The organism is Campylobacter iguaniorum (genome assembly GCF_000736415.1).
GTDB classification, from domain to species: Bacteria; Campylobacterota; Campylobacteria; order Campylobacterales; family Campylobacteraceae; genus Campylobacter; species Campylobacter iguaniorum.
Window position 1 is genome coordinate 886,074 of the sequence record NZ_CP009043.1, and the last position, 19,503, is coordinate 905,576.

The 19,503-nt window shown below is 35.9% G+C and carries 20 protein-coding genes; 7 read left to right on the forward strand and 13 right to left on the reverse strand.

Features of this window, described 5'->3' with window-relative positions; genetic code table 11:
* Positions 1 to 33 precede the first annotated feature (33 nt).
* Entirely contained in the window at positions 34 to 879 is an 846-nt protein-coding gene (locus CIG1485E_RS04400; protein ID WP_038454132.1) for an NHL repeat-containing protein, read from the forward strand.
* A gap of 67 nt (positions 880 to 946) precedes the next feature.
* Here the strand turns inward: CIG1485E_RS04400 and CIG1485E_RS04405 are convergent, their stop codons facing one another.
* From CIG1485E_RS04405 to CIG1485E_RS04445, 9 genes are all read right to left on the reverse strand, one after another.
* Positions 947 to 1,432, reverse strand: a complete 486-nt coding sequence (locus tag CIG1485E_RS04405) for a flavodoxin domain-containing protein (protein ID WP_038454135.1) — start codon at positions 1,430 to 1,432, stop codon at positions 947 to 949.
* A 163-nt stretch (positions 1,433 to 1,595) separates the two neighbouring features.
* Positions 1,596 to 2,147, reverse strand: coding sequence for a 2-oxoacid:acceptor oxidoreductase family protein (locus CIG1485E_RS04410; RefSeq protein WP_038454138.1), 552 nt, complete (start codon positions 2,145 to 2,147; stop codon positions 1,596 to 1,598).
* The gene (locus CIG1485E_RS04415) at positions 2,144 to 2,989 is read right to left on the reverse strand and encodes a 2-oxoglutarate ferredoxin oxidoreductase subunit beta (RefSeq protein WP_038454140.1); all 846 of its coding nucleotides are present in this window, start codon (positions 2,987 to 2,989) and stop codon (positions 2,144 to 2,146) included. The genes CIG1485E_RS04410 and CIG1485E_RS04415 overlap by 4 nt, the downstream gene beginning before the upstream one ends.
* A 1-nt stretch (position 2,990) precedes the next feature.
* A complete protein-coding gene (locus tag CIG1485E_RS04420) occupies positions 2,991 to 4,112 on the reverse strand; it encodes a 2-oxoglutarate synthase subunit alpha (RefSeq protein WP_038454141.1) in 1,122 nt (373 codons plus the stop codon).
* A gap of 9 nt (positions 4,113 to 4,121) precedes the next feature.
* The gene (locus tag CIG1485E_RS04425) at positions 4,122 to 4,427 is read right to left on the reverse strand and encodes a 4Fe-4S binding protein (RefSeq protein ID WP_038454142.1); all 306 of its coding nucleotides are present in this window, start codon (positions 4,425 to 4,427) and stop codon (positions 4,122 to 4,124) included.
* A gap of 218 nt (positions 4,428 to 4,645) precedes the next feature.
* Complete coding sequence (locus CIG1485E_RS04430) at positions 4,646 to 5,551, reverse strand: malate dehydrogenase (RefSeq protein WP_038455581.1); 906 nt, start codon at positions 5,549 to 5,551, stop codon at positions 4,646 to 4,648.
* A gap of 1 nt (position 5,552) precedes the next feature.
* Complete coding sequence (locus tag CIG1485E_RS04435; RefSeq protein ID WP_038454146.1) at positions 5,553 to 7,742, reverse strand: NADP-dependent isocitrate dehydrogenase; 2,190 nt, start codon at positions 7,740 to 7,742, stop codon at positions 5,553 to 5,555.
* Between the two features lie 176 nt (positions 7,743 to 7,918).
* Positions 7,919 to 8,536 (reverse strand): HAD family hydrolase, encoded by a 618-nt coding sequence (locus CIG1485E_RS04440; protein ID WP_051870922.1) that lies wholly within the window; start codon positions 8,534 to 8,536, stop codon positions 7,919 to 7,921.
* A complete protein-coding gene (locus CIG1485E_RS04445) occupies positions 8,526 to 8,852 on the reverse strand; it encodes a hypothetical protein (RefSeq protein ID WP_038454152.1) in 327 nt (108 codons plus the stop codon). Before CIG1485E_RS04445 ends, CIG1485E_RS04440 begins: the two co-directional genes overlap by 11 nt.
* A 187-nt stretch (positions 8,853 to 9,039) precedes the next feature.
* On the opposite strand from CIG1485E_RS04445, the gene rpmB reads away from it, so the two are divergent.
* From rpmB to CIG1485E_RS04465, 4 genes are all read left to right on the forward strand, one after another.
* Positions 9,040 to 9,231: a 50S ribosomal protein L28 gene (gene rpmB, locus CIG1485E_RS04450; RefSeq protein ID WP_038454155.1), complete on the forward strand. Its 192-nt coding sequence runs from the start codon at positions 9,040 to 9,042 to the stop codon at positions 9,229 to 9,231.
* A gap of 20 nt (positions 9,232 to 9,251) precedes the next feature.
* A complete protein-coding gene (locus tag CIG1485E_RS04455; RefSeq protein ID WP_038454158.1) occupies positions 9,252 to 10,382 on the forward strand; it encodes a potassium channel family protein in 1,131 nt (376 codons plus the stop codon).
* Positions 10,375 to 11,562, forward strand: a complete 1,188-nt coding sequence (gene argJ, locus CIG1485E_RS04460) for a bifunctional glutamate N-acetyltransferase/amino-acid acetyltransferase ArgJ (RefSeq protein WP_038454161.1) — start codon at positions 10,375 to 10,377, stop codon at positions 11,560 to 11,562. The genes CIG1485E_RS04455 and argJ overlap by 8 nt, the downstream gene beginning before the upstream one ends.
* A gap of 228 nt (positions 11,563 to 11,790) precedes the next feature.
* Positions 11,791 to 12,888, forward strand: a complete 1,098-nt coding sequence (locus tag CIG1485E_RS04465) for a methyl-accepting chemotaxis protein (protein WP_038454164.1) — start codon at positions 11,791 to 11,793, stop codon at positions 12,886 to 12,888.
* Positions 12,889 to 12,928: 40 nt separating this feature from the next.
* Here the strand turns inward: CIG1485E_RS04465 and trmA are convergent, their stop codons facing one another.
* From trmA to CIG1485E_RS04480, 3 genes are read right to left on the reverse strand one after another with little or no spacing between them, the layout of a single operon-like run.
* Entirely contained in the window at positions 12,929 to 14,038 is a 1,110-nt protein-coding gene (gene trmA, locus CIG1485E_RS04470) for a tRNA (uridine(54)-C5)-methyltransferase TrmA (RefSeq protein WP_038454166.1), read from the reverse strand.
* Positions 14,039 to 14,040: 2 nt separating this feature from the next.
* A complete protein-coding gene (locus CIG1485E_RS04475; protein ID WP_038454168.1) occupies positions 14,041 to 14,787 on the reverse strand; it encodes an SDR family NAD(P)-dependent oxidoreductase in 747 nt (248 codons plus the stop codon).
* 12 nt (positions 14,788 to 14,799) lie between these two features.
* Entirely contained in the window at positions 14,800 to 16,224 is a 1,425-nt protein-coding gene (locus CIG1485E_RS04480) for a COG3400 family protein (RefSeq protein ID WP_038454172.1), read from the reverse strand.
* Positions 16,225 to 16,265: 41 nt separating this feature from the next.
* On the opposite strand from CIG1485E_RS04480, the gene tgt reads away from it, so the two are divergent.
* Together tgt and CIG1485E_RS04490 are read left to right on the forward strand one after the other, a co-directional pair.
* Positions 16,266 to 17,396 carry a tRNA guanosine(34) transglycosylase Tgt gene (gene tgt / locus CIG1485E_RS04485; protein WP_038454175.1) on the forward strand — a complete coding sequence of 377 codons (1,131 nt, stop codon included), beginning with the start codon at positions 16,266 to 16,268 and terminating at the stop codon, positions 17,394 to 17,396.
* A complete protein-coding gene (locus CIG1485E_RS04490; RefSeq protein WP_038454178.1) occupies positions 17,386 to 18,111 on the forward strand; it encodes a CorA family divalent cation transporter in 726 nt (241 codons plus the stop codon). Before tgt ends, CIG1485E_RS04490 begins: the two co-directional genes overlap by 11 nt.
* Here the strand turns inward: CIG1485E_RS04490 and CIG1485E_RS04495 are convergent.
* On the reverse strand, positions 18,108 to 19,496 hold the full coding sequence (locus tag CIG1485E_RS04495) for a replicative DNA helicase (protein ID WP_231723701.1): 1,389 nt from the start codon (positions 19,494 to 19,496) through the stop codon (positions 18,108 to 18,110). The genes CIG1485E_RS04490 and CIG1485E_RS04495 overlap by 4 nt on opposite strands.
* Between the last annotated feature and the right edge of the window lie 7 nt (positions 19,497 to 19,503).

Below are 19,503 nucleotides of genomic sequence, written 5' to 3' on the forward strand. Positions count from 1 at the left end.
TTTATAATTTTATAAAATATTAAAGGAAATAATATGAAAAAAACATTAGTCGCATTTAGCATTGTTTCTAGTTTAGCACTCTCTTTACAAGCAAAAGAGCAAATCAAAATAGAAATCTCAAATTTAAGCAATCCAGAAAGTGTCTTTGTGATGAATAAAAACGTTTATATCTCACAGCTAGGAGCAAAGCTTGATCCACTCAGCAAAGACGGTGACGGATTTATCTCAAAGCTTGATTATAACGGAAAAGTTATATCAAAAGAGTTTATTAAAGGGCTAAATGCTCCAAAGGGACTTTTGGTTGATAGTGGAAAAATCTTTGTAGCTGACATTGACGAAATCAAGATTTTTGATGAAAAAAGTGGCGAAAAACTACTTTTTATACCTATAAAAGATAGCATTTTTCTAAACCATATCACAAAGCTAAACCAAAATGAAGCTCTAGTCAGCGATACTGGAACTGGCATAATCCATAAAATAAACTTAACTCAAAAATCATACGAAGAGTTTGCAAAAATGGATGTAAAAACAGAGGGCGGACCAAATGGAATGGCTATGGTAAATGGCGAACTTTTTGTAGCTGGTTATGATCCAAATGGCAAAAATCCAGCTAGTTTTGTCAAATTTGACGGTAGTAAATTTACTCAAGTAAATGACTTAAAAGGCTCATTTGATGGCTTAGTTGTGGACAAAGATGGAAATATTTATATAAGTGACTGGGTAGATGCAAAAAACGGTGTAGTGTATAAAGTAGATAAAAATGGTTATAAAAAACTAGATCTTCCAGCTATGCAAGGGCCAGCTGATATATTTTATGATGGAAAATATCTTTGGATACCACAAATGATAAGTGGCAAACTTTTAAAGGTTAAATTATAATTATTTAGGAGCTATAGGGTGCTTTTGCACCCTATTTTGATAATCTAAATTCGCTATCTAATTTAGATTAGAATTCGCCTTTGATCGAAGCGACCCATTTATCAGCTCTTGCTTTCCACTCTGGATCGTTTTTGAAATCAATGCACGCGCCTACAAATTTGCCATTTATAAATGCCAAAGAATGTTTAAATTTATATCCATCAACATCGCTAGCACCAACAAGTTTTGCACCACGGATTAGTGGCAAAAACTCAACCAAACCGTCTAAAAATGTAGTTGGGTGTTTGACTTGTCCACCAACGCCGACCAAAGCTATAGTTTTACCGCCAAAATCAGCCTCTGCAACCAAATTTAGCTTAGCTTTGAAGTCTTTTTGAAGCTCACCTTGACCATGAGTCGAAGCAGCAAATATAAACTTATCAAATTTAGTAAAAAACTCAGCCTCTAGCTCTTTTACATCGATTATTTCGCTATTAAAATTTGCAGCTATATACTGCACAACTTCTTTTGTATCGCCACTATTTGATCCGTAAATCACGCCTACTTTTGACATTTTTTATCCTTATTTTTAAATTTAATTTCGTATTTTATCTAAATAAGACAAAAATTGTGCTTAAATACTATTTACTTTATAAAAATAAAAAAGTTGATAAAATATATTGTTAAATTTGAATAAAAAGAATGTTTCGGGCTAAAAAATAGCCCGAAAATTTAGATTATAAGCATTTTGCAGCGTAAGCAAGACCAAGGTCATAAGCTTTGTTATTAGCCTCTTTGACTTTTTCTGGAACGGTGCTAAGCATCTCTTTACGGACGATTTCTGCGTCCATAACGCCAGTAAAGCCAATAGCCACGCCAAGAGCTACAACGCTTTGAGTGATTACGTTTCCTACTTCATCTTTTGCGATAGAAATGATAGGAATCTCATAAATTTTCCAGCGTTTTTTATCTTCCTCGCTTGGAGTAACCAAATTTGGCTCAACTACGATGATTCCGCCATCTTTCACACCGCTTTTAAAAGTATCATAGCTTTTTTGAGCAGTTGCTAGCATGAACTCTATCTCACCCTCGTTTGCGTAAGGGTATCTGATCTCTTTGTCGCTAAGGATGATATCAACTTTTGTTGGACCACCACGCACTTGAGAAGTATAAGTAGAAGCTTTCACCCCATATCCGCCAGCTTCGATCTTTGCAGCTGATAAAATTTCACCAGCTAGGATAACACCTTGTCCGCCAACGCCGACAAATCTTAACTCACGATTACTCATTTTATCTCCTCAAAGTTGATTTTTGTTTTGTTTTGAGCAGCTTCGATAACCTTGCTGTAAGCTTTACAATACTCTATATGGCTCTCATCTTTGTGAAGAACGCCAGTTGGGAATTTGCCTTTTTTCTCTTCATCGCTAAGAGCGTCAAATTTGACTTTTGAGACTGTTCTTTGGTCGATCCAGTCAATCATTTGAGTAGCTTCGCCCATTTTGTTTTTTCTACCTAAATTTATATGGCAGTTTGAGAAAATATCAAAGAAGCTGTAACCTTCGTGTTTAAATCCTTCCACTAGAAGTTTTTCTATTCTAGCTGGATTTATCACGCTTTCACGTCCGACAAATGTAGCACCAGCTGCAGTCGCAAGCTTAGCAGCGTCGAAGTTCGGATCGATATTTCCCCATTGAGCTGTCACAGTCCAAAAACCTTGTGGAGTTGTAGGGCTTGTTTGAGAGTTTGTAAGACCATAAATGAAGTTATTTATCAAAATATGGTTTATATCTATATTTCTTCTGCAACCATGTATTGTGTGGTTTCCGCCGATTGCTAGACCATCTCCATCTCCAGTTACTACTATTACGTGTTTTTCTGGATTTGCTAGTTTGATACCAGTTGCGTATGCTATGGCGCGACCATGAGTTGTATGAACTGTGTTGCAGTTTACATAGCTTGAAAATCTACCAGAGCAGCCAATACCACTTACTACGCACACATCATCCATGTTCCAGCCCATAGCATCAATAGCTCTCATAACGCTTTTTAAGATGACACCATCACCACAGCCCCAGCACCAAAGTGTAGGCATTTTGCTTGTTCTTAAATAATTATCATAGTTAAAAGCCATCTTAAAACTCCTTAACTTTACTTATAATCTCGCTTGGACTAAGCGGACGACCGTTTGCTTTAAGTAGTGTTTTGAAATCATTTCTTAAAGTACATCTTTCAATTTCTTCTAGGTATTGACCTAAATTTAACTCAGCTACTAAAATCTTTTTAAATTTAGAGCCGATCTCTTTTAGTTTAGCTTCTGGGCTTGGCCATAGAGTAATAGGACGGAAAATACCAACTTTAATGCCTTCATTTCTTAGCTTATCAACTGCTTCTTTAGCTGCAAGACTCACGCTGCCATAGCAGATGATACAGATCTCAGCGTCATCTAGTTTGTATTCTTCATAGTTTGATACTTCGTCCATATGACCTTTGATTTTGTTAAATAATCTTTTTATATTGTAATCAACCAAAGCTCCATCTTCAGTCGGGAAGCCAGTTTCGCCGTGGTGAAGACCTGTGATGTGATAGCGATAACCTTTAAAGAAAGGATTTAAAGTAGCTGGCTCATCAGCTGCAGCTTCATAAGGTTTGTAATCTTTTGGATCGCCTTTAAACTCACGTCTTGGCTCGACTTTTAGATCGGCTATTTCTGGAACCATAGCTTTGCCTTGCATGTGACCGATTGTCTCATCAAGTAGCAAGAAAACTGGGGTACTAAAGCGGTTTGCTAGGTTAAATGCTCTTACTGTTTCAGTGTAAATTTCATCTAAGCTTCCTGGAGCTACTGCAATAGAGCAATAATCGCCATGGCTTGGAGCTTTAGCTTGCAAAATATCACCTTGAGCTACGCGAGTAGGAAGACCTGTACTTGGACCACCACGCATAACATTTACGATAACTAAAGGAATTTCAGCGATAAAACCAAGTCCGATTTGCTCAGCTTTTAGTGAGATTCCAGGGCCTGAACTAGCTGTCATTGCCTTAGCCCCACTCATTGCCGCACCAAGAGCAACTGAAATACCAGCTATCTCATCTTCCATTTGTATAAATTTACCGCCATTTTTTGGTAGTAAAACGCTTAATTCATGTGCAACTTCACTTGATGGAGTTATAGGATAACCACCAAAAAAATTACATCCACACTCAACTGCCGCTTTTGATACTAGCGCATTTCCTGTTGTGATTACTTCTCTCATTTGTTGTCCTTATTTAAGTTTCCTAAAGTGATTTGCTTTAACAGCAGCAGCTCTTTCTTTTGCTTCTGGAGTAACTTTTGCAAATTTAAACCCTTTCTCAGCTACATAAATAGCAAAATCAGGGCAGTGAAGCTCACAATCTCTACAACCTATACAAGATTCTGGGTGAACGACTTCGATCATCATACCTTGGACAGCATGAACATCTTCTTTCATACCCAAAACTCCTGCTGGACAGTAGCTTACGCAGATATCACAGGCTTTACACCTACTCTCATCAACCCAAACAGGTATACCGGCTGGTTGTTCTATCATAGTATTCTCCTATTTTCTTTCATTGTTTACTAGTACAAACTAAATTCAAAAATGAGTTTTTTAAAACATTTAAGAATCACAAAAACCAAAATAAAATTATCTAAACATATCTATGCTAAAGTAACTTTAATTTTTATAAATTTAACTTAAAAAAGTTGATAAAATAGACTTGCTAAATAACTAAATAAACATTTTTATTTTTTCTTAATTTTTATAGCTTATTTATAAATAGTATTAATAAATAATATAAGATTATCAATACTATTTTGCAATTTAGCTTCCTCTTCGTTGGTTAAATTTGGTTCAACTATCTCTTTTAATCCATTTTTATCAAGCTTAACCACTCTTCCAGTCGGTATCAAACTATCATCGCAAACCGAGCATACAAGCGTATTATTTGACTCATTTTTTATGCTTTGGCAGAGCTTCAAAACACCAGCTGCTGGCCCATAAAACGCTGAAGTTCCCATTAGTTCGACTATCTTAGCGCCGCTTGTTCTTGATCTATGGATAATACCTTGAATATCTTCATCGCTTAGCACGTCGCTTAGTGCCTTTTCGCCCACTTTCATGCTGCTTTTTTGACAAATCATAGAATCATTATGCATTCCCAAACATATAGCGTTACAATTCGTAACATTTGTATTTAATTGTGAGGAGATTTGGAATTTTAATCTTCCACTATCTAGTTCTCCAGCCATACCGATCACTTTATTTGGCTTAAATTTGCTAGCATTTAATGCTACATAAACCATTAGATCAAGTGGATTTGTTACGACTATTATGATTGAATTTGGTGCAAATTTAGCTATCTGGGCTGCGCTTTGCGAAACTATGCTTGCATTTGCTTTGGCTAGATCTTCTCTGCTTTGCCCGTCTTTTCTAGCAAAACCAGCAGTGATGACAACTATATCAAAATCTCTTAAAAGCTCATAATCATCGCTGCCATTTATCTTAATATCCAAATCCAAAATAGCAGCCATGTGAGATAGATCAAGTGCTTTCGCTTTAGCTAAATTCGCATTAATATCTATAAGCGCGATTTGTTCGCATACACTTTTGCAAGTAAGCAAGCTTGCACAGCTTGCTCCTACATTTCCAGCGCCGATTATTGCGATTTTCAACTTATTTCTCAAGTGCTTGGTTAAAAAATTTGCTTGGGCGCATTACAGCAGATACTAACTTATCATCGAATTTATAATATCCGCCGACTTTCATTTTGTGACCTTGAGAGCCATTTAGTTCATTTACAATCTCATCTTTACTATCATTTAAAGCTTTTGCAATTTGGCTAAATTTATCTTTTAATTCACTATTTGCAAGCTCATTTGCCCAGTAAAATGCAAGGTAGAAGTGGCTTCCGCGGTTGTCGTTTTCACCTACATTTTTGCGTGGAGAGTTGTCGTTTTTAAGATAGCTTTGGATTGCAAGGTCAAGAGTATCTGCAAGTATTTTTGCCTCTTTTTTGCCACTGACATTAGCTAGATGCTCTAAGCTTGCTCCAAGAGCTAAAAATTCGCCCAAACTATCCCATCTAAGGTGATTTTCTTCTATTAATTGTTGAGCGATTTTTGGTGCGCTTCCGCCAGCTCCTGTTTCAAATAATCCGCCGCCATTTAAAAGTGGAACGATTGAGAGCATTTTTGCACTTGTGCCAAGCTCCAAAATCGGGAATAAATCAGTCAAATAATCCCTTAAAACATTGCCAGTTACGCTGATAGCGTCTTTGCCACTTCTTATGATAGATATGCTTCTTTTTATCGCATCTGTCGGCTCAGCTATACTTATATCTAGATTTGAAATATCATATTTTTTTAGCTCTTCTTTTACGATTTTTATCATGCTTGCATCATGAGCTCTAGTCTCATCAAGCCAGAAAATAGCAGGAGATTTTGTCGCGTTTGCTCTATTTATAGCTAGTTTTATCCAGTCTTTTATCGCTTCATCTTTAGCCTGAATAGCACGGAAAATATCTCCAGCTTCTACGTCAAACTCCATCTTTTGGTGTTCGCTACTTACTACAAATTTGCCATTAGTTTTAGCTATAAAAGTCTTATCGTGGCTACCGTATTCTTCTGCTTTTTTAGCCATCAAACCGACGTTTGAGACACTTCCTATGATAGCTGGATTTAGTGCACCATTTGCTTTTAGATCATCTATTGTAGCTTCATATATTGTCGCGTAGGTTCTATCTGGAATTACGGCTAGCGTATCTCTAGTTTTGCCTTCTTTGTCCCACATTTTGCCACTATTTCTTATCATAGCTGGCATTGAAGCATCGATTATAACGTCGCTTGGAACGTGCAGGTTTGTAATACCTTTATCGCTATCGACCATAGCAAGATCAGGATTTTTGGCTAGGATTTCATTGTATTTGGCTAAAATTTTATCTTTGCAAGGCAGGTTTTCTATGCGAGCAAAAAGATCTTTTAAACCGTTATTTGGCACTACTCCAGCAGCTTCTAGTTCAGCTTTAAATTCGCTAAATATCTCTTCAAAAAATACCTTAACAAAATGACCGAAAATCACTGGATCGCTTACTTTCATCATAGTGGCTTTCAAATGCACTGAGTACAAAAGACCATCTTTTTGAGCTTCTTCAATTGAATTTTTGATAAATTTATCAAGTTTATTCGCACTTAGATAAGTTGCACTTACGATATCGCCTTTGCCAGCTTTTATGCCGTCTTTTAGGAGTTCGCTTTTACCATCTTTTGAGATGAACTCTATTTTAAATTTACTATCTTGATCTACTATGACTGATTTTTCGTTGCCAAAAAAGTCGCCATCACTCATATAAGCAACTTTTGTTTTTATACTTGAGTCCCAAGCACCGTTTTTGTGTGGGAATTCTTTCGCATAGGCTTTAACAGCCGCAGCGCATCTTCTATCTGAGTTACCTTCTCTAAGCACTGGATTTACCGCACTTCCAAGCACTTTTGCATATCTTGCTTTTATATCTGCTTCTTTTTCATTGCTTGGATTTTCTGGATAGTTAGGTACTGCGTATCCTTTTGCTTGAAGCTCAGCAATAGCAGCATTTAGCTGTGGAAGTGAAGCTGAAATATTTGGAAGTTTAATGATATTTGCAGTTTTTTCTTTTGTCATTTCTCCTAAAATTTCAAGATTATTTGGAACTTTTTGCTCGTCTTTTAAGTACTCACTAAAGTTTGCCAAAATCCTACCAGTAAGCGATATATCCATAGTTTCTATATCTATGCCACCTCTTGTTAGATACTCTTTAATCACTGGAAAAAGCGAGTATGTAGCAAGCGCTGGAGCTTCGTCTGTGTAGGTGTAGATTATGTCCGCCATTTTTGTCCTTTTTATTAAATTTTTTTAATTTTACCAAAGTTTTTGTTAATTCTTATAAGTATTAAGCTATTTACTTTTTATTTTTATAAAAAATTAAGAAAATAATATCAAAAGCCTTTATTATAAAAATTTAAAATAATTCTACTTCTAAATTTAAAATACAAAATAAATATCAACTAATATAAAATATTAATTACCTCACTAACTGTTTTGCAGTTTTTAGCCTCATCTATGCTCTCATTTCTGCCCCACAAAACATTTATATACTCCATTTTGGCATTTTTAGCAGCTAGAAAATCTTTTTTGCTATCTCCTATAAATACGCATTCTAAACCAGTTTTTTCTTTTATAATATTTAGCATCGCAGGATCTGGCTTTGGAGCTATACCTTCACCTGCCCCTATAATCGTATCGAAATAATCTAGTATCCCACAGTTTTTAAGTATGCTTTCTATAGTAGCGTGAGGTGCGTTTGTGGCGACAGCTAGAGCGTACCTGCTGGACTTTAAAGTAGCTAAAAGCTCTATAGCCTCTTTATAGACAACAGTATAAAGCTCATAGTTTTTATCAAATTGTTTTTCAAACTCAAGCTTCATATCCAAAGTTATCTCATCAAAGCCATAAAACTCTTTTATGGCATCTTTTTTTGGATTATTTATTACTGAGATGATAAACTCATCGTCTAAATTTGACATATTTAGCCCACTTCTCATGTAATTTATGGTTTTGCAAATAGCTTTTTTACTATCAACTAAGGTGCCGTCCATATCGAAAATAACGCATTTAGTACTCATCATATCCACCTTTTTTATGTTTTTCTTTTTTGTAGTTTTTTGCATTTTTTAATTTTTCAAGATTATTTGCTGATTTTAAAAGCACAGAGCGATCTGTGGAATTTATGGTTAAATTTGAAAACTCACAAAGTGCTTTTGCGTATGGTTGATCCAAAAATACAGGCTCGACTTTTTGCAATATTTCTAAATTTTTAGTAACCAAAGTGGTAAATCTTTGCTCATCATAATCCTCTCTTTTGAGATTACGTATGACTAGCTTGGCGAATTTTTCTAACGCTCTTAGATATTTTACCCTTTTAAATTTATCATCATTCATCAATTTATCCAAATTTGTTTTGATTTTAGGAAGATTTTAACAAAATAAGCCTAATATTTATATAAAATCGTATATAAAAGTATAAAAATCTCAGATTAAGAAATGGCTTAAAACTAGCTATATTTAAGCTAAAATTATATTTTATTTAGCTATAATCAGCCCAAATTTTTGTTTGTAAGGAAAGAAAATGTCAAAAAGATGTGCAATAACAGGAAAAGGCCCAATGGTTGGAAACAACGTGAGCCACGCAAATAACAGAACAAAAAGAAGATTTATGCCAAACCTTCGTACAGTTCGCGTTATGCTTGAAGATGGAACAACTAGAAAAATAAAAGTTGCAGCTTCTACACTAAGAACTATGAAAAAACAATCAAACTAAATGATTAAAAAGAGGAATTTATGTCTTTAATTCAAAAGATTAAAAAATTCCTCAACTGGACAAACGAGTCCAAACCCGAATACAATCTCAACACAGAACTTTATCAACAATTACAATCTTTCAGACTTCCACTAATCGCCGTTGTTTTAATGATGCTTTTTGGATCACTTGGATATGTCGTCATAGCAAATTTCTCTTTAATAGATGGAATTTACCAAGCTGGTATGACTTTTACGACCGTTGGATTTACTGAAGTTGCCCCTATTAGCACGGCTGGACGGCTATTTACGATTACTTTTATTTTGATGGGTTTTGGTGTTTTTACCTTTTCTATGGGTCTTGTTATAGAAGTACTTAAAAAAGGCGCTTTGACAAAGGTTATAAAGGAGAGAAATATGCTATATAAAATAGCTAGGCTTAAAAACCATTTTGTGATTTGCTACCACAATCTTTATACGATTGAGCTAACTAGACAGTTTAGAGAAAATCACATACCTTTTGTTGTGATTGATAGCAGAGAAGATTTGCCAGAGCTTGCTGAAACATACAAATATCCATATTTTATCGTTGATGAGCCACACACTCAAAATGCTATGCTAAAGACTCATTTATCAAGCGCAAAAGGTCTCATAACTCTTAGCCCAAATATCGCTGATAATATAGCGCTGATCGCTTCAGTAAGGCTTTATGAAAAAGAGCTTGGCAGAGTCAAGCCGTATTTTATCATGACAAACTCAGAAAACGACGATGACACACAAAAGCTTAAAAAACTAGGTGCAAACTCGGTCGTAAGCCCATCAAAACTAGTCGCTCAACGTCTCTCAGCAGTCAGTGTACGTCCTGATATGGAAAATATGCTTGAGCAGTTTTTGTATAAAAAAGATTCGCCAATTGATATAGAAGAGATAAAAGTACCTGAGCTCTCGTGGCTTAGATTTAAAAGGCTTAAAGAGACGCATTTGCGTGATATCACAAACGCCGATGTCGTAGGCATAAGAGATCAAAATAATAAATTTACTCCAATGCCAAAAGGCGATACACTCATAGGAACTGGCTCAAAGCTCCTTGTTATCGGCACTGCTGAGAGCATAAGAGCTACAAAAAAACTTATATTTAGCAAACACAAACCAGAGGAATTTAAATATGTTTAATCTAATTAGTCTTAAAAATGGACTTGAAAATATTGAAGGGTTTAAATTTGGCGGCGTCAGTGCTGGGTTTAAACCAAATGGCGACAATGATTTGGGATTTATCAGAAGCGATGAGCCTGTCGATGTGAGCGCTGTTTTTACTAGTAATAAATTTAAAGCCGCTCCGATTAGACATTTTTTGAGATATGAGCCAAATTTCAAGACAAATTTCATCTTGCTAAACTCAAAAAACGCAAATGCGATGACTGGAGAAGCTGGAATAAATGATATAGATGAGATTTTTGCCCAGATAGGCAAAAATGTAAATTTAACAAATCCTATAATGAGCTCAACTGGCGTCATCGGATATCGCTTAAACAAAGAAAAAATCATCGCTGGAACGAGTAAATTTGATCTGAACTCAAGAGATAGCGACGCAACTGTAAGAGCGATAATGACTACTGATAGCTTCAAAAAAGAGCTTGCTTTTAGAGTTGAGCTTGAAGATGGAAGTAGCTTTAATATAGCTTGCATTTGCAAAGGTGCAGGCATGATAAATCCAGCATTTGCCACAATGCTTTGTTTTGTCCTAACAGACGCAAATATCCCAAAAAGCGATATGGATGAGCTTCTAGCTGGTTGCGTAAAACATAGCTTTAACGCTGTTAGCGTCGATGGAGATACTAGCACAAATGATACTTTAATGCTGCTAACTTCAAGAAAAAGCGGGACTTACAACAAAGAAGCGTTTAAATTTGCATTAGAGCAAATTACTTTGAATATGGCTTTAAATTTAGTCAAAGACGGCGAAGGAAGCACGAAAGTGGTGGCTTTTGAAGTCAATGGCGCCCTAAATGACTTGGAGGCTGAAGTTGGGGCAAAAGCTCTTTCAAACTCTCTTCTAGTCAAAACTGCCATTTTTGGCGAGGATCCAAACTGGGGAAGAATCGCTTCAACCATAGGAGCTAGCGGCATAGAATGCTGCGACAAAAGCTTAGTTATTTACTATGATGATGTACTTGTTTTTGATAAGGACCATCCAGAGCTTGATGAACAAAGAGAAGCTAAAGCCCACGCTGTAATGCAAAAAGATAGCTATAAAATCTCTTGTTCGCTTGGAATTGGTGATGGCAAATTTACTGCTTATGGCTGTGATTTAGGTCATACTTACGTAAAAATAAATGCTGATTATAGATCCTGATAGTTTGATTATAGCTATAAATGATTAAATTTATAGCTATAAAATCGTAAATTTATTAAACAATAATTCTCTTATATTAAATTTTATTAAATCTTAAAAAATCAATATTCATTTATTTTATTATTTGATCTTTCTTGTTTTATTTTCAGTATATTTTAATTTCATTTAATGTAAAATCTTTGTAAGAACAGATAAGAGTATCTAAATACACCTTTAAGGAGTTTAAAAATGTTTGGTTCATCTAGCAAAGATATCAAAAAATACGAAGAACAGATCACAAGTCTTAAACAACAACTTGAGGAGCAAACCGAAAAAAATAAGGCTTTGAGCTCTGAGATTGATGTTTTAAAAGAAAAAGTAGCTCAAAATATCGATTGTGACGCTATTTCAGAAATGGCAGATACTATGGTTGGTGGTACAAAAGAGAGTATAAGAAACATTCAAGCAGGAATTGAAAAAAACTTGGAGCTTTCTCACGGAACTATTGATCAAGTAGCTCAAAATATAGATAATATACAAATCTTATCAAGCACAAGCAATGAGCTTATGAACTCATTAAATGAGATCACAAACAACTCATCAAATAAATCTCGTGCTACAGCAGAAAATCTTCATAAAAGTGTTGATGAGATAACAAATGTTATAAATTTAATCAAAGATATATCAGACCAAACTAACTTGCTTGCCCTAAATGCGGCTATTGAAGCAGCACGTGCTGGAGAGCATGGACGTGGGTTTGCTGTCGTTGCTGATGAAGTAAGAAAACTTGCTGAAAGAACACAAAAAGCTACAGCTGAAGTCGAAATGAATATAAATTTACTAAAACAAAATGCTAGCGATATGTTTGCTCAAAGCGAGGAAGTAGAGACAATCTCTATGAAGTCAAACAGACATATCGAAGAGTTTATAGGAAAATTTCAAGACTTAGTTTCTAGTGCAAAATATATAGAATGCAGCTCTGAGGTCATATCTCATGAGATATTTGCTTCTCTTGCGAAGCTCGACCACGTTGTATTCAAAATCACTGGTTATGGTAAAGTTCTAACTAAAAATTACGAGCCTATGAGCGACCATATAAATTGCCGTCTTGGCAAGTGGTACGATGGAAAAGGCAAAGAGGTATTTGGACATACCCCAGAGTTTAGCAAAATCATAGAGCCTCATAAACAAGTGCATGAATCAATAAATAAAGCTATCGATATGGCGCAAAATCACGCTCCGCTAACTTCTGTCATAGGACAATTCAAAAAAGCCGAAGAAGGATCTCATAAGCTATTTGATATATTTAGTCAAATGGTCGCTTCAAAAACTTGCGAAAATAAGTAAAATTTAGAGGTGAAAGCCTCTAAATTTCTCTCAATCAACTTTATTTAGCTAATTTTTTAAGCAAAACTCCACACTCAATATGATTTGTATGTACAAACTGATCAAACATAGCAAATTTAATTACTTTATGCGTTTTGCAAATCGTTTTTAGGTTTTCTTTTAGTGTCAAAGGATTGCACGAAATATAAATTATATTTTCATAATCTTTCATAAACTCAAGCACGCTATCATCGCATCCTGCGCGTGGCGGATCAACTAAAATATGGCTAAAATTATAATCTTTTAAGCAAGTATCCTTGAGTCTGTTAAACTCTCTAACACCGTTAAAAGCTTGCATTAACTCCTCTGCACTAAGCCTTGTAAATTTGATATTATTCACGCCGTTTAGTTCGCAGTTTTTCATAGCATTTGCGATAGAAGCTTTGCTAACTTCAGTTGCTAAGACTTTGCTAAATTTAAAGCTAAGTGGAATGGTGAAATTACCATGTCCGCAATATAGCTCAAGCAAATCTGCTCCGTCATTCGCACAGCCTAAAGCCCAGCTTATCATCTTTTGATTTACCGATCTGTTTGGCTGGATAAAAGCCCCATCGCCAAATGTATAAAAATAGCTTTTATCATATATAATAAGCTCTTCATTTAGGTTTGAGCTACCAAAAACAAGTTTTTTCTTAAAGCTTCTAGCTATCAAATTCAGACCAAGATTAAGGCTGAGATTTTCTAACTCTGATTTGATAAGCTCAACGTTTTTGTGATACAAAAGTATGACTAAAATTTCATCTTTTGTGGTGATAAACTCAACTCCAAAAAGCTTTGTTTTTAGCTCATCTTTTTGCGACACATATTCTAAAAGCTTTGGCATGAGAGCAGCAATCTTTGGATCGACGATTTTGCATTCATCGATTTTGATAAATTTAACCTTGCTTCCACGCATTGAGTAGCTAATGCCTTGCTCATCGTGATAAATACCAAACTCCGCCCTGCTCCTAAAGCCAGTTATCCCGCTATCAAAAAACTCAAATTCGCCATCATAAAATTCGCTAAAAAGCTCTTTGATACTATTAAATTTAAACTCCATTTGCTCTTCATAGCTTGTGTTTAAAACGCAACTCCCACAACTCCCTAAATATTTGCAATCAAGATTTTTCAAGCTTACTCTTTTTCGAAGAAAAATCCAGCCCAGCTTTGAGTTGTAGGCATGACTTCAAGTGAGTTTATATTTACGCTTTTTGGTAAATTTACACAGTCTAGCACGATCCCAGCTATATCTTCGGCTTTTAAATATTTTGTAGAGTTATAAACTGCGTCGCTTTTAGCCTCATCGCCTTTGAAGCGAACCACGCTAAACTCAGTCTTTGCGATACCTGGAGCTATCTCAGTCACTCTTATATTTTCGCCTTTTACGTCATTTCTAAGATTAAGGCTAAACTGCTTGACAAATGCTTTTGTCGCACCATAAACGTTTGCTCCAGGATAAGGCCACGCTCCAGCAACTGAGCCAAGATTGAAAATATATCCGCTTTTTCTCTGGCTCATTATCGGCAAAATCGCCTTTGTAGCGTACAATAAGCCCTTGATATTTGTATCTATCATCGTTTCAAAATCGTCTAAATTTGCTTCCATTACCCTTTCTTGACCAAGAGCAAGACCAGCGTTATTTAGCAAGATTTCTATATCTCTAAACTCGCTTGGAAGCTCATCAATAGCCTTAAAAAGCGCATTTTTATCCCTTATATCTACATTTATGATATAAGCATTTCCAAGCTCATTTTTAAGTTTTTCGAGCCTGTCTTTTCTACGTCCTAGCAAGACTAGTTTGTATCCATTTTGGCTTAGTTTTCTAGCGACTGCTTCGCCAAATCCTGATGTAGCTCCTGTGATAAAAGCTGTATTTTTCATAGCATTTCCTTTTTAAATTTTGTCATTTTGCGGGATAAATAGTTGATAGTTTTTATCAAGTATATAGTGCAATTTATCAGTATCTTTGCTAAAAATACTTAAAAAACGGTTTTCAAATATCTTTTGACTAAGCGAAATGAATTGCAATATATCATCTCTTTTTCTTAGTTTAAGCAGTGGATTTTGTCCGTCTTTTATGATATTTACTTTTTTATTAAATAGCTTTGATAGGTTTTCAAAATGTTCTATTAAGCTGTCTGTATTTGAGCTAAATTTAGTATCAAAATGATAAAAATCTATATCAAAATCAAGCTGTTTGCAACAGTCCATAATAACGCTTGAATGGTGCTCTGCGTCATCTTCATTTCCCACGATAACGCCACTTTTAACAGTAGCAAAGCCAAATTCACCTATTTTTAAAACTGGAGTTTTAAGCGTCCAAAAAACTTGTTTTTTAGCATTAAATGTCTTTGTATCAGTGATGATTAGACCGATATCAAGCTCTCCCATATTTGCTTTTGTGATGTTTAAATCTGTATTTTGATAGTCGATCGATACATAAATGCTCTTTGTGGCGAGCTTTTTTATCTTTGAAAATATGCTTGTTAGAGTCGGATTAATGACTTTTATAAAAAGCTTTTTGTTGTTTAGTTTTGAGTGAATGAGTATGGCGTCTTTAATGAGTAAATTAATACGCTCCTGGCTCATTCTTTTCATATCTAAAATCAAATATATATTGTTGCCAAATGGGCTTGGGAACTGTCCTGGCTCTTTTTTGACAGCGCGAAATACACTTTCAAGCACTCTAGGCTCGCCGACTATCAAAAGCACGTCATTTGGCAAAATGATAGTCTCAGGAGTGGCTATAATGTAGTCTTGACTTCTGTAAATCATAGCTATTTTCCACTTTTTCTTGCGTATGTTTCCGACATGGCGATAAACATAGCTACTTCCATTTGGAACTTTCACTTCCATGATTTCGCCAATTCCAAGACCGATATTATCAGCGATTACTGGGACATCTGGCAAAAAGTCCATAAATCTAGAGCTAAGAATTTTCCTAGCATCAATAAGTCTTAATCTAAAGTCATTTGTGGTAATTTCATCTTCAAGACCCCATTGATCCATAATGTCTATCTCTGTTTTTTGACTTATTTTTTTGAGATTTTCATAGACGGATTTTGTATCAAACTCGCTATCCATAATTATTAGAAATTTTTCATAATCTTGTTTTATGTTTTTACTCAGTTTTGCAAGACTAGTTGGATCAAAGCTCAAAAACGAGAAATTCTCAAAATTGGTTTGCATTTGCGGGATAGTTTCATCATTATAAGTGATTATCGTATAGTTGTGAAGGCTGTTGTTTTTACTATTAAAAAGCCTTTCTAAGAAATGTTTTGCTAAAATACCATCCGCAATTATTAAGATATTTTTCATAAAATAAAATCTCCAAATTTAAAAAAGGAATTGTAGCACAAATGAATTTTAAAATAGATAAAACAGACGGCAATGCAAGAGCTTGCACTATACAAACAGCCCATTCTACGATCCAAACACCGATTTTTATGCCTGTAGGAACTGTGGGAGCTGTAAAAAGCCTAGATGCGACTGATCTAAAAGAAATTCTTGATGCTAAAATAATACTAGGCAACACATATCACCTATATCTTCGCCCTACAAGCAAGGTCGTGCGTGAGTTTGGTGGGCTTCATGGATTTAGTAAATTTGATAGAAGTTTTTTGACTGATAGTGGCGGTTTTCAGGCGTTTTCACTATCTAAAATCTCAAAACCAGATGAAAATGGTATTAAATTTAAAAGCCATATAGATGGAAGTATGCACTATTTCACTCCAAAAAGCGTCATAGACACGCAGTATGATTTAGGCAGTGATATCATGATGATCCTTGATGATCTTGTGGCTTTGCCAGCGACTAAAGAACGCATCGAGCTAAGCATAAAACGTACGATAAAATGGGCTAAAGAGGCAAGTCTTTATCATGAAGAAAACAAACAAAAAGGCATAGGTGTAAATCAAAATATATTTGGAATTATCCAAGGTGGAACCGACTTTGAAGCACGCAGGTTTTGCGCTGAGGCACTGTGTGAGATGAGCTTTGACGGGCTTGCTATAGGTGGATTAAGCGTAGGAGAGAGCAATCAGCAGATGTATGATACGGTTGAAGCCGTGATGCCCCACATCGATCCAAAACGACCAAGATATCTAATGGGCGTGGGTACGCCTGAGGATTTGGTGGAAAATGTGGAGCGTGGCGTGGATATGTTTGATTGTGTGATGCCTACAAGAAATGCTAGAAACGGCACACTTTTTACCACTTTTGGCAAGATAAATATCAAATCAGCTGCGTTCATAAACGACCACTTGCCAATTGATCCAGACTGTGACTGCTACACTTGCAAACGCTACAGTCGTGGCTATCTAAACCACCTTTACAAGGCTAGAGAGCTTACGTTTTTTAGGCTTGCAAGTCTTCATAATCTGCACTATTATCTAAATTTAGTCAAGCAAATGAGGCAAGCTATCATGCAAGGCAAATTTAAAGAGTTCAAAAAGGCATTTTACGCAAAAAGAGGCGTATATGATAAGTGACGAGCATAGAAAAAAGCTAGAAAAAATCTCCAGTAGAAGTGGGTATTTCATCGGAGATGGGTATAAATTTCTCATGCTTAGCACAAGTTTTAAGAGCCAAAACGATGGATATATCTTTCAAAATGATGAGATATTTTACACTTGTGAGGGTAAATTTACAAAGATAAGCTTTGAAGAATTAAAGCTAAGCTTAGATACCAAACTCAAGTATTTCAAAGACTCATTAGATGAGTATGAAGAGCAGATTTTAGAGATAGAAAATCTCACATATAAGAGCAAATTTGATAAAAATTTCTTAGAAAAATATTTCAAACTCAAAAGAGCTTTTACGAATTTCGCTGCTTTACATCAGTATTTTATGGTAGCAGTTGGCGACTTTGCGAGTGATTTTGCTGTGTATAAAAAAGAGCTAAGGTCGCTTAATGAATCGCTTGGAAGAATCGATAAAATCATCGATGATACAGCTCTAAAACTATCTATGGTTTTTAGCTATTACTCATCTTTGAACGATAAAAAGCATAGCAAAAATTTGTATATTCTTACTATTATTTCTGCGTTTTTCTTGCCGTTAAATTTAATAACTGGATTTTTTGGAATGAATACTGGCGATATGTTTTTGTCTTCTCCAAATGGAACCGCAACAGTCCTAGCAGCGATAGTTTGTATCGCAGTGCTAGGAGTTTTTTGGTTTGTCAAAAACAAAGATAAAGTCTAGCCCTCAAACGCCACGCTTTGCAGCGGAGCCGAATAAGTCTTATCCACGAAGCGGGTAAATTCTTTTTGGAAGATGACTTCTATCGTGCCAGTTGGACCATTACGGTTCTTGCCGATAATGATTTCTGCGTTTTCTTCTATTTTGTTTGGCATAAATTTTCTAGCGTACTCTTTGCCCTCAAGCTTAGCGCGTTGTTCTCTTTCTTTTTCTTCTTGCTCGAGATAAACGTCGTTTCTATAGACAAAAAGTATCGTATCAGCATCTTGCTCTATCGCCCCTGATTCTCTCAAATCACTTAGCATTGGGCGTTTATTAGCTCTTGCTTCAAGGCTTCTGTTTAGCTGAGACAAGGCGATGACTGGCAAGTTTAGCTCACGAGCTAGTAGCTTTAGTCCACGTGAGATTTCGGCGATTTGCAAGTGTCTATCTGTGTAGGCTGATGAGTTTGTCATAAGTCCGATGTAGTCGATCACGCAAAGGCGGATTTCTGGGTGGCTGGCTTTGAGCTTTCTCATCTGTGTTCTTACTTGGTGTATGGTCGCATTTCCGCTGTCATAGACGAAGAGTTTTTTCTGGCTCATCTCATCACAGGCATCACTTAGGCGACTTAATTCTTCATTGTCCATATCTGCTGTCATAAGGTTTTGGAGTGGTATGGAAGTCTTAGCACTAAGCAGTCTTAGCATGAGCTGAGTTGATGGCATTTCAAGAGAGAAAAATACCACGCCAAGGTCTTGGTTTAGGACTTTTTGGACTAAATTTAGAACAAATGTAGTCTTACCCATACCAGGGCGAGCTGCGATGATGACTAAATCGCCGTCTTTGAAGCCTTTTGTTTTTTCATTTAGGCTTCTAAATCCAGTATCAAGCCCTACTATATCGCGGTCTATGAGATTTTTTTGTTTTTCAAGCTCTTTTATTACATCGATTACGATCTCTTTGCTATCTTTGATAAGTCCAGCGCTAGCCCCTTCTACAAGCGAGTAGATTTCGCCACTTATCTCATCCACCATATCACGGCTTTGTTTGTCTTCATTGACTTTATTTGGGATTTTGTGGGCGACTTTGACAAGTGAGCGCTTGATAGATTTTTCTTTTAGCTCTTCGGCGTATTTTTTGATATCTAAGATAGAATTAGTCGATACCACGCTGCTAAAAATCGTATCATCAAATTTACTCCCAAGACGTTTTTTGACAAATGCCATATCTACTGGCTCATCATGATTGACGCACTCCACCATGGCTGCGTATATGTCGGCGTGACCTTTGAGATAAAAATCCACAGGAGCTACGATATCGTAAATTTCGCTTAGATTGTCTTCGCTAAAGAGTATCGCAGAGAGGATTCCACGCTCCATATCCAAATCATACAGATTTTGCATTATTTCTTCA